The following is a 17,109-nucleotide window of genomic DNA, read 5'->3' as shown; positions in this document are numbered from 1 at the left end:
GGCGCGCAACGGTACTTCATTTTGTCCCGTCTCAGGCGGCGGACTCCCGCCCGCTCGTCAGAAGGTGATCACCGCCTGGAGTTCCTGCCGGCTCCGCTGGGCCAGCCCGGTCAGCAGCGCGGGCGCCTCGTCGAACGGGACCATGACGGTGACCAGGTGTTTCCGGATGGCGTCGCCGTCGGTGCGGAGCAGGTCGACGGTGGCGGCGGAGAGCCGCTCGCGGTCCCAGGCGTGCGCCAGCCCGCGCGGCACACGGCCGATCTGCGCGCAGCGGACGGCGAGCCCGTTGTGGTGGAACTCCTCGCCGAGCCGCACCTCGTCCGCGCCGCCCGGGTAGAACGCCAGGTCGATCACGGTGCCCTGGGGACGCAGCAGGCGCAGCGCCAGGTGCAGCTGGGCGGCCTGTCCGCGGCACTGGAACACCACGTCGGCGCCGCGGTCGCCGTCGGCGTGCCGCCAGCGGGTCTTGAGCGTCACGGCGGCGTCGGACGCCTCCGGGTCCAGGGTCTCCAGGCCCAGCGCCCCGGCGACCGCCCGTCGCGACTCGGTCGGATCCACCACGACCACCGAGGCGGCGCCGTGCGCACGGGCGAACAGCGCGGTGAGCAGGCCGACCACGCCCGCCCCGACGACCGCCACCCGGCAGCCGGAGACGCCGTCGGCGAGCGAGCGGACCGCCGGGCCGAACCGGTCGGCGGCCGCGTGCAGCAGGCCGTTGGCGCAGATCGGGCCCATGTGCGCGACGTAGATGCCGAGGACCGGGTCCAGGCCGGGCGGCAGCGGCACCACCCGGTCGCGCAGCGGGTGGGCGGGCCAGCCGGTGCGGTGCCCGTAGGTCATCGCCACCACGGTGCCGTCCGGGAAGGCCGGGGTCCGGCTGTCCTCCACCCGGGCGACCTCCATGTAGCCGAGACGGCGTACCGGGTAGGCCTGCTCGGGTGGGGCGCCGAACAGGCCGAGGGCGGTGTCGAAGCCGGCGTGCAGGGCCGGGTTGGTGCCCTTCAGGTAGGTCAGCTCGGTGCCGGCGGAGACGCCGCTGAACAGCGTGCGGGCGTGGAAGCCGCCCTCCGGCGCGGCGCTGCCGGCGGCGCCGATCTCCTCGATCTCGAGGCGGCCGGGCCCGGCCACGATCAAGTTGCGGTCACCCATGGATCCGCACCTCACGGCCCTCGGCGGCCGAGGCCGCGACGGCAAGGGCCAGTTCATGGGTACGCAGTGCCTCGTCGTAGGGGACGCGGACGTCGTCCTCCTCGCCCCGGATCGCGCGGACGAACGCCCGGTCCACGGCGACGTGCGCGGACGTGGGGTCGCAGGTCACCGTCTCGGTGCCGTCGCCGTCGCGGATCACCAGCTCGCTCTCGGTCAGGGCGAGGGCCAGGCCGTCGGCGTACAACTCCAGGCCGGCCCGGTGCTTCCAGCCGAGCACGCAGGTGGCCGACAGCGTGCCGACCGCGCCGCTCGCGAAGCGCAGCACCGCCGTGGTGGCGCCGTCGACGTCGGCGTTCTCGGCCTCCGGTGGCGTGCCGTTGCCGTAGGCGAACACGGTGTCCACCTCGCCGCCCAGGTGCCGGGCCAGGTCGAGCACGTGCGCGGCCTGTTCGATCACCGGGCCGCCGGAGCGGTCCCGGACCGGCCACCAGGCGACCGGCGGGACCTTGTCCAGCCAGGCGCCGGCGATCAGCCGGACGGGCCGGCCGGCGAGCAGTTTCCGGGCCTGCTCCACGACCGGCAGATAGCGCCAGTGATGCCCGACGGCGGTGCGGATGCCACGCTCTGTCACAAGTGAGGCAATTTCAGATGCTGTGCGGTTATTGATCGCTATGGGCTTTTCCACGAACATCGGAATCCCCGCCTCGATGACGGCCCGCTCCGCGTCGCCGTGGGCGAACGGCGGGACGCAGACGTAGACGGCGTCCGGCGCGGACGCCAGCAGGTCCCCGACGGAGGCGTACGCCGTCGCCCCGTGCGCCCGCGCGAGCCGCCCCGCGGCCTCGGCCACGACATCGGTCACGCCACTGACCTCGACCTCCGGCAACTCCGCGAGCACCCGCGCGTGGCGGGCGGCAACGCCGCCCGCGCCGATCAGGCCGATCCGTGTCTTCGTCATCCGCTCCCCTGTCCCCGCCGGGCCGTTCGATCGGCCGGTGTTGTAACCACGGGCCCGAATCCCAAACCCTCCACAGTCGAGTGATGAGAATGTCACTAAACGTAAAGATTGATATCACTTCCTCTGGGGAAATGAGGCCGCGCCGAACGATCGCGAACTTGGGGGAAATCCGATGTGGCACTCACACGCGACCGTCTCGCCGGTTGTCGAGGCGTGGACCACCTACCGGACGGGCAGCGCCCGGCAATGGACACCGGAGCGGCTCACCGCGGCCAAGGGCCGTGACCGGGTGAGCGTGGTCATCCCGGCCCGTGACGAGCAGGCGACGATCGGCGCGATCGTCTCGACGATCCGCCGCGACCTGATCGAACGTGTGCCGCTGGTGGACGAGATCCTCGTGGTGGACTCGCGGTCCACCGACACCACCGCCATGGTGGCGCGCCGTGCCGGCGCCCGGGTGGTCAGCCAGGACCGGATGACCCGCGGCCTGCCCCGGATGGAGGGCAAGGGCGACGCCCTGTGGGCCGGCCTGGCCGCCAGCAGCGGCGACGTGGTCGCCTTCGTCGACGGCGACCTGCACGAGTTCTCGTCGCACTTCGTCACCGGGCTGCTCGGGCCGTTGCTCACCGACCAGTCCGTCGAGTTCGTCAAGGGCTTCTACCACCGGCCGCTCAACGGGCCGGTCAGCGTGGAGACCGACGGTGGCGGCCGGGTCACCGAACTGGCCGCCCGGCCGCTGCTCAACCTCTTCTTCCCCGAGCTGGCCGGATTCGTGCAGCCGCTGGCCGGCGAGTACGCGGGCCGCCGCCGCGCCCTGGAACGGATCCCGTTCGTCTCCGGGTACGGCGTCGAGATCGGCATGCTGATCGACCTGGTGGACCTGGTCGGGCTGGACGCGCTCGCGCAGGTCGACCTGGGCGAGCGCAAACACCGGCACCAGGGCACCGAGGCGCTCGGCCGGATGGCCGCGCAGATCATGGTGACCGCCTGGTCCCGGATGTACCGCCGCGGGCTGGCCACCGAGCCGGTGCCACCGTCGACGATGCTCACCCAGTTCCGGCGGGGCGGGCAGGACGCGCTGCCGAACCTGGACCGGCAGATCGCGGTCACCGAGACCGGCGTGACCGAGCGGCCCCCACTGGCCACCCTCAAGCGGGCGGTGGCGGCATGAGCGAGCTTGCGAGCGAATCATCGGGCTCAGGGTCGAACTCATGCCGGCGCCGGAGCGAAGCGGAGGTGATGGACATGAGCGAGCTTGCGAGCGAATCATTGGGCTCAGGGTCGAACTCATGCCGGCGCCGGAGCGAAGCGGAGGTGATGGCATGAGAGTGCTGATGAACGCGGGGCCGTGGCTGCCGGTGCCGCCGGCCGGGTACGGCGGGATCGAGAACATCGTCGCCACCCTGGTGCCCGAACTGCGCGCGCTCGGCGTCGAAGTGGTGCTGGCCGGCGTCGGCGAGAGCACCCTCGAGGTGGACGGGCGGGTGTCGGTCTTCGAGCGGGGCCAGTTCCCGGCGCTGCAGAAGCCGTACAACCAGGCGGTCGGGGTGGTCCAGGCGCACCAGCACGCGGTGACGCGGGCGCTGGCCGAGCGCGGCGACATTGACCTGATCCACGACCACGTCGAGGCGGCCGGTCTGGTCACCGCCGCGGCCCTCGGCGACGGCGCCCCGCCGGCACTGCACACCCTGCACTGGGACCTGCACAAACATCCCGAGCTGTACGGCACGTTCGACGGCGGGAAGCGAGTACGGGTCAACGGGGTGTCGGCGTCCCAGCTGGCCCGGGCCCCGCGGGCACTGCGGGACCACGCGATCGGGCACGTCCACCTGGCCACCCCGCTGGCCGCCCAGCCGGTGCCGGCGGTCAACCGCGGGTCGTACGCCGTGGTGCTGGGCCGGATCAACCCGGGCAAGGGGCAGGACCTGGCCGCCCGGCTGGCCCACGAGGCCGGGTTCGACCTGGTGCTGGCCGGACCGGTGGGGCCGTACCACAACGCCGCCGAGCTGGCCGTCGCCGACGGGGACAACCCGGACGTCCGCTTCTGGCGGGAGAAGGTGGCGCCGCACGTGGACGGCGTACGCGTACGGTGGATCGGCACCGTGACCGGCCGCGACCGTGATCTTCTCGTCGCCGGGGCCCGCGCCGCGCTGTTCCCGTTGCGCTGGGCGGAGCCCGGCGGCACCGCGGTGGTCGAGTCGCTGGCTCTCGGCACCCCGGTCGTCGGCGTCGGCATGGGCTGCCTGCCCGAGCTGATCGAGGACGGCCACACCGGGCTGCTGACCGGCGACGAGGAGGCGCTCGGCGACCTGGTGCACAAGGCCGTCACCATCGATCCGGCCGACTGCCGGGCCGAGGCGCGGCGCCGGTTCACCCCGGCCGTGATGGCCCGCGCCTATCTGGGCCTCTACGAGCGGCTCCTCTGACGTTTGCCGTCCGCGGGCGCCGGGCACGTTGGGTGTTCGACGCCCGCTGCCCGGAGGGAGACGCATGCCCAGCCAGCTCGTCTGCCGGCCGGAGCAGGATCTTCCGGTGGCGGTCCTGGCGATCAGTGGCACCCTCGACCGGGTCACCGGTGGCGCACTGGACGCGGCGATCCGCCGCAGCCTCTCGGTGCAGCCGTTGCGAGTCGTTCTGGACGTGACCCGATTACACATCGGCGATCCGCTGGCACTGTCCGCCCTGGGTGCCGTCGTGTGCCGGGCGGAGGAGTTCCCGGCGGTGCCGATAGTGGTCTGCGGCGCCGACGCGCCCACCGTGGCCGCACTCGCCGCCGAGCCGGGTTGCGCGGCTCTGGAGGTGTCCGGGGACTGCGCCGGAGTCCTGGCGAAGGTCCGTTCCGAGGTCGATCCGACAGCCGTCCGGGTCCGGTTGCGGCCGGTGCCGGAGGCCTGCCGTCAGGTGCGGCATCTCGTCACCCAGGCGTGCGAGACGTGGCAGCGCGGCGACGTCACCGCGACGGCCACGCTGGTCGCCACCGAGCTCGTCGCCAACGTCGTCCGGCATGCCCACACCACCATGGAGTTCACCCTGCGGCTGCGGGAGGGGCGGCTCACCATGGCGGTCCGCGACCACAGCCGCCGGATGCCGCGCGCCCTCGATCCGGGCGTCGCCGACACGGGAGGCCGGGGCCTGCGCCTCATCCATGACCTCACCGACGCGTGGGGCGTCCTGCCGGTCACCGACGGCAAGGTCGTGTGGACCCGGCTCGCCACCGGAGCCACGCTTTGACCTCGACGCGGTCGACCGGCGCGGGCACGCCGTCACGGTACGGGTGGTGTGCACCGCGCCGCCCCGGCGACGGGGCCGTCACCGTGAGGCAGACGGCCTGACGTTTACCGTCCACACCCCCGGGTACGCGCCCGCCACCTGGAAGGCGAGGTCATGACGATCCGGTGCGAGATGCGTGACGACGGCCCCGATGTGGTTGTCGCGGTGGCCGGGGAGCTGGGGCTGCCCGACACCGTCCCGCTCCGGAACCGCCTGCTCAAATGTCTCGCCGAACAGCCCGGGGCCCTGCTCCTCGACCTGTCCGGTCTGCGGGTGAACCAGCCGCTGGCGGTCGCCGTCTTCTTCGCGGTGCTGCGGCAGGCCGCCCACTGGCCCGGCACCCCGGTGCTGCTCTGCGGGCCGCCTCCGGCGACCCGGGAGCTGCTGCTCACCGGGGCCCACCAGCGGCTGCCGCTGTTCGGCGGCCTGGCCGAGGCGAGGGCGCACGTGAACGATGGGCGGCGGTCCCTGCCGGCGCTGAACGAGCGGCTGCCGCCGGTCGCCGGATCGGCGCGGCACGCCCGCGACGTCGCCACCGAGGCCTGCCTGCGCTGGGACCTGCCCGGCCTGATCCCCGCCGCCAGCCTGATCGTCACCGAACTGGTGGCCAACGTGGTCGATCACGCCCACACGATGATGACGTTGCGGCTGACGCTGCACTCCCGCGATCTGAGCCTCGCGGTCCGCGACGGCTCCCCGGCGCCGCCGGTGCCGTCCCGGCCGATCTCACCGGAGGCCGCCGGCGGGCGCGGGCTGATGCTCGTCGGGGAGCTGGCCCATTCGTGGGGCTGGCTGCCGTCCGAGGACGGTAAGGTCGTGTGGGCGTCGCTGCGCCGGTGACCGGCGGTCAGCAGCGCCGCAGCACCCCGGCCAGACCGGACACGGCCAGGATCCGGGCCACGTACGGCTGAGCCCCCGACACGCAGATCTCCGTACCGGCCTGGGCCGCCACCCGTACCGCTTCCAGCAGCACCGACACACCGGCCGCGTCCACCAGCGGCACACCGGCGAGATCCACCACGACCGAGCCGGTGCCACCGGTGGTGACGGCGTGCCGCAAACCGGTCCGGAGCCGCTCGGCGGTGTCCCGGTCGACTTCGCCGCGGACCCGCACCCGCAGTGCCGAACCGTCCCGGGAGACCGACACCTCCATGCCGTGCTGGTGGCCGGCCCGGCTCTCGCCCTCCCACGGCGGCGGCGCGTCGTTGAGCATCGCCTCCCGCAGCCAGGACAGCGCCCGGCTCAGCAGCCGGGACACGTGCATCTGCGAGATGCCCAGCTCGGCGGCGATCTCCGCCTGGGTGCGGTTGCCGTAGAAACGCATCGCCAGCATCCGGCGCTCCCGGGTCGGCAGCCGCAGCAGCAGATCGGTGACGGTGAGTTTGTCGGTCACCGACTCGAGATCGTCGTCGACGCCGCCGATCAGATCGCCGAACTCGGCCGCGCCCTCCCCGGCGACCGGCGCGTTCAGCGACGCCGGAGAATATCCGGCGGCCGATTCCACGGCCTCCAGCACGGCCGGCTCGCTCACCCCCAGATGCTCCGCGAGCTCCGCGACCGTCGGGGTACGCGCGAGCGCGCTGGTCAGGACCATCGAAGCGTGCCCGACCTCGAGGCTCAGGTCCTGCACCCGCCGGGGGACGTGGACACCCCAGGTGCGGTCCCGGAAGTGGCGCTTCAGCTCGCCCGAGATGGTGATCACCGCGTACGCCGTGAACGAGCCGCGGTCCGGATCGTACCGATCGACGGCTTTCACCAGGCCGAGCCGGGCGACCTGCTCGAGATCCTCCATCTGCTCGCCCCGGCCGCGGTAACGGCGGGCGAGCCGCCCGGCGAACGGCAGGCAATGCCGGACCAGTTCGTCCCGCAGCGCGTCGGCCTCGGCCTCGGCGGCGCCCGACCGGCGCACGGCGAAATCCAGTGCGGCGGCGTCGAGATCCTCGAGCGTGTTGTCGGTCTGTTCACCGATGTCGCCTCGCGCGGACATGCCAATCCTTCCCGGTGCTTCCTCCCTGCGGTCACCGCCGTCACGGCGGCGGCGGTCACCCTGCGGCGTCGGAGCCGCCCAGCGCCGTGCCCTCCGGCACCCACCCCGGTAATCGGGACGCTCTTGCCCGATCCTCCACCGTTTCAAACAGATCCGCGGTCGTATGTCGCAGCACCACCGTTCCGCTGCCCGCCGGACCGGCCCCGGCCGGCCGTCATCGAGGGCGCCGGGGCGGCAGGCCGCTCGGCGCGGTCGACGGATCCTCCAGCATCTCGGGAGCGCTGGGCGCGACCGGGCGCACCGGCGGGGTCCCGGTACGCGACGGCAGACCGGACGGGGTGTTCTCGTCGTCCATCGGCGGGCCCTCGCCGGCGGGGCGGCTCGCCGGCGGGGCGGTCTGACCCATGTCCGGCGCCTGCAACGGCGACCGGGCCGAATGCTGGCCCATGTCCGGCGCTTGGAGCGGGCTTCGCGCCGGCGCGTTCTGCTGACCCATGTCCGGCGCCTGCAACGGCGACCGACCCACCGTCTGACCCATGTCCGGCGCCTGAAGCGGACTCCGCGCCGGCGCGTTCTGCTGACCCATGTCCGGCGCCTGCAACGGCGACCGCGCCGCGTGCTGGCCCATGTCGGGAGCTTGCGGGTGGCTGATGCTCTGACCCATGTCCGGAGCGCGCAGCGGTGACGGGCCCAAACCCTGCCCACCCACACCCGCCGACCGGGCACCGTCGTCCTGACCCATATCCGGGGCCTGGAGCGGCGGACGGGCGGAGGTCGTTCCCGGCGAGCCGGGCACGTCTCCGCCTGCCTGCACGGGCGTGTTGTGCCGGCCCACGTCCGGTGTCTGTGACGGTGCGGGAGCCGGGCCGGTCGTACCGGTCTCCCCGCTCGGCGCCGAGACGGGCGACGGGAAGATCGCGGTCGTGTCCGGCGCCGGGAGGCTGCCGGCGGCCGGCGCGGGCCGGGCCGAGCGGGTGAAGCGCGGCGCGTCGAGCGGGCTGTTCTGCTGGCTGTAGGCCGGTGGACGCCGGACCAGTTCGTCCAGTTCCTCCGGGGTGAACGGGCCGTGTACGCCGACGGGCGCGTCCGGCGCCGGGCCGGCGGCCGGCTGGCGGCCCGCCGCGCCGGACGCCGCTGTTCCCCACGCGGACACCGCCGGCTCGTTCGGGCTCTGACCACCGGCGCCGAAGCCGGCTGGGCCCGGCGTTCCCGCCCCGGAGGCCGCCGGCCCGGTCCGGGATTGCCCACCGAGTGCCCGGCCACCGGCTGCGGGGCCCGCCGGCATCGAACCGCCGTCACCCGGCCCACCCCGGCCCGGACCGGCGGCCCCGTAGAAGCCCGAACCAGCCGAACCGTCGCCCACCGCACCGGACACACCCGGACCCGCCGACTCCCGCCCCGCGGCCCCGAGGAAACCCGAACCGGCCGGGGCTTCGCCCGTGGCTCCGTGGGCTCCCGGACCAGCCGAAGGCTGACCGACGTGACCGGTACCGCCAGACCCGGCCGGTCCGGGGCCATCGGGTAGGGCCATCGCGGGCCCGCCGGGGGCGAGTCCCCCCGGCTCCGCCGAAGCAGCGCCCCCGGCCACACCGGGAGCATCCGGCCCGAATCCACCGGGCCGGGTCGCGGCCTGATTCCCCACCGCCGGCCCGGCGGTACCCGGGGCGAATCCGCCTGAACCAGCCGAACCCGCATCACCGGCGCCGGGATCGCCCGGCCCGAAGAAGCCACCTTGAGCACCGGTCCCGAGGAAGCCCCCGGGAGCAGCGGGCCCGGAGAGACCGCCCTGAGCACCCGGCCCGGTAGCGCCACCCTGAGCACCCGGCCCGGAGGATCCGCCGGGAGCACCCGGCCCGAAGTGACCGGCCGCATCCGGAGCGCCCGGCCCGGCACCACCCGAACCGGACCGCGCCCGCCCCGCCGTCCCCGCGTCCCCGGCACCCGGCCCGAACGTGCCGAGCGGGCCGGGACCCGGCATGGCGGTGGATCCCTGGTCGCCGGCCCGGTAGATCCCCGAAGGCGGCGCCTGCCCGGCCGAAGCCCGGTCACCGGGTCCTTGGCCGGCGGCCCCTGGACCGCCGAACCCGGGAGCCGTGGGACCGGGCGGCAACGATCCGCCGAGCACCGGCCCGGGCCGCATCGATCCGCCCAGGAGAATTCCGGACGCCTCGGACGGCAGGCCGCCCGCGGGCAGCGTGCCGTTCGCGCCCGGCCCGTCTTGGCCTGGGTTCGGGACGTCGGCGCCCGGTCCCGGTCCCGTCTTCGGCACCGTTGGGAAGCCGGTGGCGGTCCCGGGAATGCCCGCTTCGCCCGTACCGGGAAGGTGGGAGAAGTCACCGCTGAGCGGGGCCGGACCGCCGGGGGCCGAGAGTCCGGGATCGGCCGGGGTGGACTCGGCGGACAGCCACGGCGGCCGGTTGCCCTCCGGTCGTCCCGAGGTCGCCCACGCTCCGGTCTCCTCGGTGGCCCACGACGGGGCGGACGGTTCCATCGGCGGCCAGGGGCGTGACTCGCTCCGCGCCGGGGCCTCCGGTGGTGGCCAGCTCCCGGGCCCGGCGGCCGGCCATCCCCCGGCGGGCCGACGGCTCTCCGCGGCCTGACCCGGGGCGAGCGGGTCGTCGGCCGGCGGTGGAGGCATCGGTACCGCGCCCCGCGCGGGAAGGCCCTGCCCGAAGCCGGGCGCCGAGACGCCCTCGGCGGCAGTACCTGACGCGGGGCCCGGCGAACCGGTGGCGGACGGCCCCGGTGTGATGTCGGGGCCCGCCGGCACGGAGCCGGCGACGGACGCCGAGCCGACTGCCGGAGCGATCTCGCCGTCCGGCCCGGACCTCGCGCCGGCGGGCGGGCCGGGCGCGACGGCCGGTTCAGCGGCAGCAGGCGGAGAACCATGAGATACAGCAGGCGCGGCATCATGTGCGGGAGACTCCTCGACAGCCCACGGCGACGGCCCGGGAACCGCCGACGGCATCAACCCGGACGAGCCCGGCGACCATGCCGGACGGCTCGCGGCGACCAGCCCGGACTCCTCGGCGAGCCCGGCCGCGACGAGGACCTCGGCCGCGGACTGGGCGGCACGGCAGGGCAGCGGCTCGCCGCAGGCGGGACAGTGCGTCATGCCGTCGTGCGCGCCGGCTCCGCCGCCGTGCGCCTCGACCACCTGGCGTGCGACGCTCGCCAGCACGCTCTCCGGTTTGACGTATGCCTTCACCGGTCCCCGCCCCCCATCCCCGGCTGTCCACGTGCCGGGACGGCACGGCGGTCTTGCCGGGTCAACACGGCCCTGGTTCAGTTCACCCCTTCGGGTGTGCCGTGAGGGTGATTTTCGGAAGATCTGTGCAGATCAGCGGGGCCCGGAGAGGAAATCGGGGTGATCCGGCGGCGGCGGCGCGGAGCAGGCGGTATGCAAAGACTGCCTATTCACTCACGGTGGTGAGGCGAGTTCTCTCCGTAGCATTTGAAGTACTTCCAGGAGGTGACCCCCCATGGACGACACCGAACTGCACCGCGAGCGGATCCTCCGGCACGTCAGTCCGATCATCACCGGCCGGTTCCTCGGCTTCCAGGCCTCCTACACCCGTGAGGTACGGGTGGGGCGCCCCATCGCGCTGGCCGTCTTCGTGGCCGCCGGCATCGCCCAGATGATCGGCGCCCTGCTGCGGATGAAACCGTCCCGGCGCACTCTCAAGGAACTCCGGAAGGGCCCGGAGTTCCTGGTGACACCGGTGCGGCTGCGCGACGACCTGGGCCAGACGTACGAGATCGAGATGCACGGCCAGCTCCCGCAGTCGGCGCTGCACCGTGGCGATCTGGTGCAGGTCCGCACCCAGCCGCAGGCCGACCCGACACTTCCGGTACGCCTGGTACAGGTGGTGAACCTGACCACCATGCAGCCGCTGACCCCCCGCATCCCGACCCAGTGGTCGCACATGGGCCCGGCGCTGCTGCTCCAGGCGGCGGTGGGGGTGGCGATCGCCGGGACACTGCTGGCCGCCTGGTTGGGATGATCTCCGGCCGGTTCGGGTAGAGACAGCGCCCATGGAAGATCGTTTGCCAGCCTGGCGAGAATGGACGGTCGGCACAGGGCGCTCCACCATCGACAGCGGTCATCATGGGCGCAGGGGATGGCGGCTACGGCGCCGCGCGATCTCCTGGCGTCTCTGACGGCTCGAAAGGTGGTGCGCGGTGGGCGAGAAAGTCGACCAGACCGATTTCACCCGTGAGGACCGGACCCGCTACCGGCAGAAGATCCGCCGCAGTCTCGACGTGTTCGCGACGATGTTGCGCGAGGCACGCTTCGAGTTCGAACGGCCGCTGACCGGCATGGAGATCGAGCTCAACCTGATCGACGGCAACGCCGATCCGGCGATGCGCAACGCCGAAGTGCTCGGCGCGATCGCCGACCCCGACTTCCAGACGGAGCTGGGGCAGTTCAACATCGAGATCAATCTGCCGCCGCGGCGGCTGGCCGGCGACGACTTCGCGGAACTGGAGCGCGGCCTGCGGGCCAGTCTCAATCAGGCGGAGCGGCGGGCCCGGGCGGCCGGCGCGCACATGGTGACGATCGGCATCCTTCCCACGTTGCGGCGCGAGCACCTCACCGGCGAGGCCCTCACCGTCAACCCCCGGTACCAACTGCTCAACGAGCAGATCTTCGCGGCCCGCGGCGAGGACCTGGACATCCGCATCGACGGTGTGGACCGGCTGGCCGTCACCACCGACACCATCGCGCCGGAGGCGGCGTGCACCAGCACCCAGTTTCATCTCCAGGTGAGCCCGGCGCAGTTCGCCGCGTACTGGAACGCCTCGCAGATCACCTCCGGCGTGCAGTTGGCCCTGGGCGCGAACTCGCCGCTGCTGTTCGGCCGCGAGCTGTGGCGGGAGACCCGCATCCCGCTGTTCGAGCAGGCCACCGACACCCGGTCGGAGGAGATAAGAGCACAGGGGGTACGCCCACGCGTCTGGTTCGGGGAACGCTGGATCACCAGCGTCTTCGACCTGTTCGAGGAGAACGTCCGCTACTTCCCCGCGTTGCTGCCGATCTGCGACGTGCACGATCCGGCCGAGATCCTGGAACGCGGCGAGATTCCCGAGCTGAGCGAACTGCGCCTGCACAACGGCACGGTCTACCGGTGGAACCGGCCGATCTACGCCGTGGTCAACGGCCGCCCGCACCTGCGGGTGGAGAACCGGGTGCTGCCGGCCGGCCCGACCGTCGCCGACACCATCGCCAACGCCGCGTTCTACTACGGCCTGGTCCGCTGCATCGCCGAGGCGGAGCGCCCGCTGTGGACGCAGATGAGTTTCCGCGCCGCCGAGGAGAACTTCCACAACTGCGCCCGGCACGGCATCGACGCCAGCGTGTTCTGGCCCGGCCACGGCACGGTTCCGGTGACCGAGCTGGTGCTGCGCCGGCTGCTGCCGCAGGCCGCCGCGGGCCTGGACATGTGGGGTGTCTCGGCGGCCCAGCGGGACCGGCTGCTCGGCATCATCGAGCAGCGCTGCCTGCGGCACCGCAACGGCGCGTCCTGGCAGGTGGACACCCTGCACGAGATCGAGGCCCAGGGGGCGGACCGGCAGCGGGCGCTGCATGAGATGCTGCGCCGCTACCTGCCGCTGATGCACGACAACATCCCGGTCCACGAGTGGCCCCCGGGCAAGTGAGCCGAGGATCCGGCCGGCCGTCGGGGCTGACTCACGACCGCCGAGGCGACCCCCACGGCCAGCCGGCCACCGCGACGGTGACGCCACGGCACACCCGCTTCGGGACGATCAGCCGGCCACCCGGTCCCGCCGCCAGCAGCGCGGCGGCCTCGGCGACACTCGGCGTACCGACCGCCGAGCCGACCGCCGCGCTGGGCGTCGGCACCCGCTGAGCGGCCAGCGCGGCGGCCGGGAACCCGGCCAGCCGCCACCCGGCCGACGCCGCGACCTCCCGCGGGCCGCCCTCGGCGGCCCGCCGGTCCAGCGTGGCCAGCACCGCCACCGGTGAGGACTCCAGCCCTTCCGCGGCCAGCACATCCCGGATCGCTCCGGCCAGGACACCGGCCACGACCCCGGCGCGCGCGCCGAACCCGACGGCAAGCGTCACGAGGCCCCGCCCCCGGTGCGCGCGCCGAACCCGACGGCAAGCGTCACGAGGCCCCGCCCCCGGTGCGCGCGCCGAACCCGACGGCAAGCGTCACGAGGCCGCCGCCCGGACCAGACGCTCCGCGATCCCGCGCTGCCCGGCCCAGTGCAGATGCAGGTACGACGCGTGCACCGTCGGCGTGGCGAACCCCTCCGGGTCGGCGCCCCGCCAGGCCCACGCCGCCCCCTGCGCCGGGGACAGCAGCAGCCCCGACCGCGGGTGGGTGACGGTGCGGTGGAACTCGTGGCCGGTCACCCGGGTTCCGGCCGCCGCCAGCGGGTTGTCGGTCAGCGCCACGGCGTCCCGGTAGCCGAGGGTCAGCGATGGCGTCATCACCGCCTCCGCGTCGATCACCGCGCACATCGGCTCGCCGTTCAGGGTGCGGCACAGCCACAGCAGCCCGGCGCACTCGGCGGCGATCACCCCACCGGACGAGGCGAACGTCCGCACCGACTCCCGCAACCGCTCGTTGGCGGACAGCGCGGACGCGTACACCTCGGGGAATCCGCCGCCGACGACCAGCGCCCGCGTCCCCCCGGGCAGTGCCGTGTCGTGGAGTGGGTCGACGGTCACCACGTCGGCCCCGGCGCCGGCCAGCAGTTCTTTCGTCTCGGCGTACGCGAAGGAGAAAGCCGGACCACCGGCGAGCGCGACCACCGGACGGCCCGCAACCGGCGTCTCGCTGATCGGGGTCCACGCCCGGAAGGGCAGCGGTGGCGCCGACCGGGCGACCGCCGCGACCGCCTCCAGATCGACCGACGCCGTGATCAGCGAGGCGAGGGCGTCGACCGAGGCGAGGGCTTCGGCACGCCGTTCCGCCGCCGGGATCAACCCGAGATGCCGGGACGGCGCGGCGACCGCGTCAGCGCGGCGCAGCGCGCCCAGCACCGGCGTGCCGACCTCCTCGCAGGCGTCCCGCAGAATCTGCTCGTGCCGCTCGGAGCCGACCCGGTTGAGGATCACCCCGGCCAGCCGCACCGTCCCGAAACTGCGGAAACCGTGCACCACCGCGGCGATCGACCGGCCCTGCGCGGCGGCGTCCACGACCAGGATCACCGGCGCGTCGAGCAGCGCCGCGACCTGCGCGGTGGAGCCCGTGTCGCCGGCACCGGTACGCCCGTCGTAGAGCCCCATCACCCCTTCGACGATCGCCAGCTCAGCGCCCTGGGCCCCGTGCGCGAACAGCGGCCCGATCAGCTCCTCCCCCACCATCACCGGGTCGAGGTTGCGGCCGGGCCGCCCGGCGGCGAGCGCGTGATAGCCGGGGTCGATGTAGTCCGGCCCGACCTTGAACGGCGCCACCGGAATCCCGCGCCGCGCGAACGCCGCCAGCAGCCCGGTCGCCACGGTCGTCTTCCCGTGCCCCGACGCCGGCGCGGCGATGACCAGCCGGTCTACCATTCGATGCCCTGCTGCCCCTTGCGCCCGGCGTCCATCGGGTGCTTGATCTTGGTCATCTCGGTGACCAGGTCGGCGGCCGCGAGCAGGTCCGGGTGCGCGTCCCGCCCGGTGATCACCACGTGCTGGGTCCCCGGCCGGTCCCGTAGCGTCTCGATCACGTCGGCGACGTCCACCCAGCCCCACTTCATCGGATAGGTGAACTCGTCCAGCACGTAGAACCTGAACGTCTCCGCCGCCAGATCCCGCTTGATCTGCGCCCACCCCTCGGCGGCCTCCGCGGCATGATCCCGCTCGCTGCCCGCCCGCTGGATCCAGGACCAGCCCTCACCCATCTTGTGCCAGGTCACCGGCGCCTTGCCGGCCTCACCCAGCGCTTTGAGAGCGGCTTCCTCGCCGACCTTCCACTTCTCCGACTTGACGAACTGGAACACCCCGATCGGCCAGCCCGCGCTCCACGCCCGCAACGCCATCCCGAACGCGGCCGTCGATTTCCCCTTGCCCGCCCCGGTGTGCACCGCGAACACCGCCTGCCGCCGCCGCTGCCGCGTCGTCAGCCCGTCATCCGGCACGCTCGTCACTTTCCCTTGCGGCATGCGCTCCTCCTTCTCCCAATCAAGATCAAACTCATTCCCGGTACGGGCCGGACCGTCCCGCCGAACCCTGACCGTCCCGCTGGCCGCGGCGAAGGTGGTCCGCCCGGCGCGCGCCCCTCACCCCCCTGCGAAACCCACCCTCACCCCGACCAGCCCTGGTGCTGCCTCAACCCACCCGAAACAGCCCCCAACCAGCCGCGAAGCCCAGCCGAACCCCCGCCGCCGGCCCCACTCGACCGCTCCGACACGAGAACAGCACCGCCCAGCACAAACCCCGACCGGCTCCCAGCGCTGCATCAATCCACCCGAAACGGCCCCCAACCCAGCCGGCTCATAACACTGTCCGGGCCCGGCCGGAACAACCCCCACAACCGGCCAAGCCCCACCAGTTCACCCACAGCGCTGGCCCGACTCTGCCAGCCGCGTTCGGTGGGGCGGGTGTGGCCCGCGATGCGCCGCAGTCGATCTTGTTCGGCTGGTCGTGGGCGCTGTCCCGGAGCGTTTGAGACATCGCCCACGGCCCGCCGGGACCGCTCTGGGAACCACTCGGCCGGCGCTGGGTGCGGGCTCAACGGTGTTGAGACCGCACTGACGACCAGCCGAACAGGACTCGCCGATATCCCGACATTCCCGGTGTGGCCGACGATCGGCGCTGTCCCGGTTCGGCCGGGACAGCGCCGGTGCTCGGGTGAAGGCCGCACACGGACGGGGCCGGAGGGCTGACCCGCACCGGGATCGCCTACGCGGCTGTCCGGTAGGCGCGGTCGGCGGGAACCGACGCGGTGGCGGCGCGGCCTGCCGGCTGCAGGACGGTGGTGGCCTGAAGCTGTTCGAGTGGCATGAGGTCGGCGCGCAGCGCGGCGGCCAGCGTCCCGGCCAGGCCCAGCCGGATCGGCCCGGACTCGCAGTCGACGACCACGGTGGCCACACCCGCCAGCACAGGCGCCAACAGGACCGGGTCGGGCCCGCTGGTGGCCCGGCCGTCGGTGACCACCACCAGCAGGGGCCGCCGTCGCGGGTCGCGGCGGCGTTCCGTTGCGATGGTAGCGGCCGCGACCCGCAGCCCGGCCGCGAGCGGGGTGCGCCCACCGGTCCGCAGCGCGGCCAGTCGCATCACGCCGACCTCGTGGCTGGACGTCGGCGGAAGCACCACCTCGGCGTCCCGGCCCCGGAACGTGATCATGCCGATCCGGTCCCTCCGCTGGTAGGCGTCCCGCAGCAACGACAGCACCGCCGTCTTGACCAGCGTCATCCGTTTCCGGGCCGCCATCGACCCGGACGCGTCCACCACGAAGAGCACCAGATTCGCCTCGCGCCCCACGTGCACCGACTCCCGCAGATCACGCGGCGTCACCCGGATCCCCGTCGGCCCACCGGCGGCGGGCCGATCCGCCGCCGCACCATCCGAAACGACACCATCAACCGCCCGCCCGAAAGCGGCACCCGCCGACACGACGCCACCACGAATGGCCCCGCCGGCAACGGCACCCTGCGACGCGGCACCACCATGAACGGCCCCGCCCACAACCGCACCCTGCGACGCGGCACCACCATGAACGGCCCCGCCCACAACCGCACCCTGCGACGCGGCACCACCATGAACGGCCCCGCCCACAACCGCACC

13 protein-coding genes and 1 pseudogene are annotated in these 17,109 nt (G+C 73.6%); 6 read left to right on the top strand and 8 right to left on the bottom strand.

What is annotated here, in order from left to right; genetic code table 11:
• Positions 1–57: 57 nt before the first annotated feature.
• Complete coding sequence (locus AB0I88_RS11580; RefSeq protein WP_361021392.1) at positions 58–1,149, bottom strand: zinc-binding alcohol dehydrogenase; 1,092 nt, start codon at positions 1,147–1,149, stop codon at positions 58–60.
• Positions 1,142–2,107: a Gfo/Idh/MocA family oxidoreductase gene (locus tag AB0I88_RS11575; RefSeq protein WP_361021389.1), complete on the bottom strand. Its 966-nt coding sequence runs from the start codon at positions 2,105–2,107 to the stop codon at positions 1,142–1,144. The genes AB0I88_RS11580 and AB0I88_RS11575 overlap by 8 nt, the downstream gene beginning before the upstream one ends.
• Positions 2,108–2,279: 172 nt before the next feature.
• Between AB0I88_RS11575 and AB0I88_RS11570 the strand changes: the two genes are divergently transcribed.
• From AB0I88_RS11570 to AB0I88_RS11555, 4 genes are all read left to right on the top strand, one after another.
• On the top strand, positions 2,280–3,278 hold the full coding sequence (locus AB0I88_RS11570) for a glucosyl-3-phosphoglycerate synthase (protein WP_361021386.1): 999 nt from the start codon (positions 2,280–2,282) through the stop codon (positions 3,276–3,278).
• Between the two features lie 151 nt (positions 3,279–3,429).
• A complete protein-coding gene (locus tag AB0I88_RS11565) occupies positions 3,430–4,533 on the top strand; it encodes a glycosyltransferase (RefSeq protein ID WP_361021383.1) in 1,104 nt (367 codons plus the stop codon).
• Positions 4,534–4,597: 64 nt separating this feature from the next.
• Positions 4,598–5,338 carry an ATP-binding protein gene (locus tag AB0I88_RS11560; RefSeq protein ID WP_361021380.1) on the top strand — a complete coding sequence of 247 codons (741 nt, stop codon included), beginning with the start codon at positions 4,598–4,600 and terminating at the stop codon, positions 5,336–5,338.
• Positions 5,339–5,491: 153 nt separating this feature from the next.
• The gene (locus AB0I88_RS11555; RefSeq protein ID WP_361021377.1) at positions 5,492–6,217 is read left to right on the top strand and encodes an ATP-binding protein; all 726 of its coding nucleotides are present in this window, start codon (positions 5,492–5,494) and stop codon (positions 6,215–6,217) included.
• Positions 6,218–6,224: 7 nt separating this feature from the next.
• On the opposite strand, the gene AB0I88_RS11550 is transcribed toward AB0I88_RS11555, so the two are convergent.
• Both AB0I88_RS11550 and AB0I88_RS11545 read right to left on the bottom strand, forming a co-directional pair.
• Positions 6,225–7,364: a SigB/SigF/SigG family RNA polymerase sigma factor gene (locus AB0I88_RS11550; protein WP_361021374.1), complete on the bottom strand. Its 1,140-nt coding sequence runs from the start codon at positions 7,362–7,364 to the stop codon at positions 6,225–6,227.
• Between the two features lie 214 nt (positions 7,365–7,578).
• On the bottom strand, positions 7,579–8,517 hold the full coding sequence (locus AB0I88_RS11545) for a hypothetical protein (protein WP_361021371.1): 939 nt from the start codon (positions 8,515–8,517) through the stop codon (positions 7,579–7,581).
• A gap of 2,329 nt (positions 8,518–10,846) precedes the next feature.
• Between AB0I88_RS11545 and AB0I88_RS11540 the strand changes: the two genes are divergently transcribed.
• Both AB0I88_RS11540 and AB0I88_RS11535 read left to right on the top strand, forming a co-directional pair.
• Positions 10,847–11,368, top strand: a complete 522-nt coding sequence (locus AB0I88_RS11540) for a hypothetical protein (RefSeq protein ID WP_361021368.1) — start codon at positions 10,847–10,849, stop codon at positions 11,366–11,368.
• A 178-nt stretch (positions 11,369–11,546) separates the two neighbouring features.
• A complete protein-coding gene (locus AB0I88_RS11535) occupies positions 11,547–13,025 on the top strand; it encodes a glutamate--cysteine ligase (RefSeq protein ID WP_361021365.1) in 1,479 nt (492 codons plus the stop codon).
• A gap of 31 nt (positions 13,026–13,056) precedes the next feature.
• Here the strand turns inward: AB0I88_RS11535 and AB0I88_RS11530 are convergent, their stop codons facing one another.
• From AB0I88_RS11530 to AB0I88_RS11515, 4 genes and pseudogenes are all read right to left on the bottom strand, one after another.
• Complete coding sequence (locus AB0I88_RS11530; RefSeq protein WP_361021362.1) at positions 13,057–13,452, bottom strand: cobalamin biosynthesis protein; 396 nt, start codon at positions 13,450–13,452, stop codon at positions 13,057–13,059.
• Between the two features lie 90 nt (positions 13,453–13,542).
• Positions 13,543–14,892 (bottom strand): cobyrinate a,c-diamide synthase, encoded by a 1,350-nt coding sequence (locus AB0I88_RS11525; RefSeq protein ID WP_361021360.1) that lies wholly within the window; start codon positions 14,890–14,892, stop codon positions 13,543–13,545.
• Complete coding sequence (gene cobO, locus AB0I88_RS11520) at positions 14,886–15,485, bottom strand: cob(I)yrinic acid a,c-diamide adenosyltransferase (protein ID WP_361021358.1); 600 nt, start codon at positions 15,483–15,485, stop codon at positions 14,886–14,888. Before cobO ends, AB0I88_RS11525 begins: the two co-directional genes overlap by 7 nt.
• Positions 15,486–16,224: 739 nt before the next feature.
• A pseudogene (locus tag AB0I88_RS11515) lies at positions 16,225–16,848 on the bottom strand (VWA domain-containing protein); the annotation flags it as partial.
• Positions 16,849–17,109: the final 261 nt, after the last annotated feature.

Source organism: Actinoplanes sp. NPDC049802 (assembly GCF_040656595.1).
Classification (GTDB): Bacteria; Actinomycetota; Actinomycetes; order Mycobacteriales; family Micromonosporaceae; genus Actinoplanes.
The sequence above is the reverse complement of the archived record's forward strand: the minus strand, read 5'-3'. Positions and strand labels throughout refer to the sequence as shown.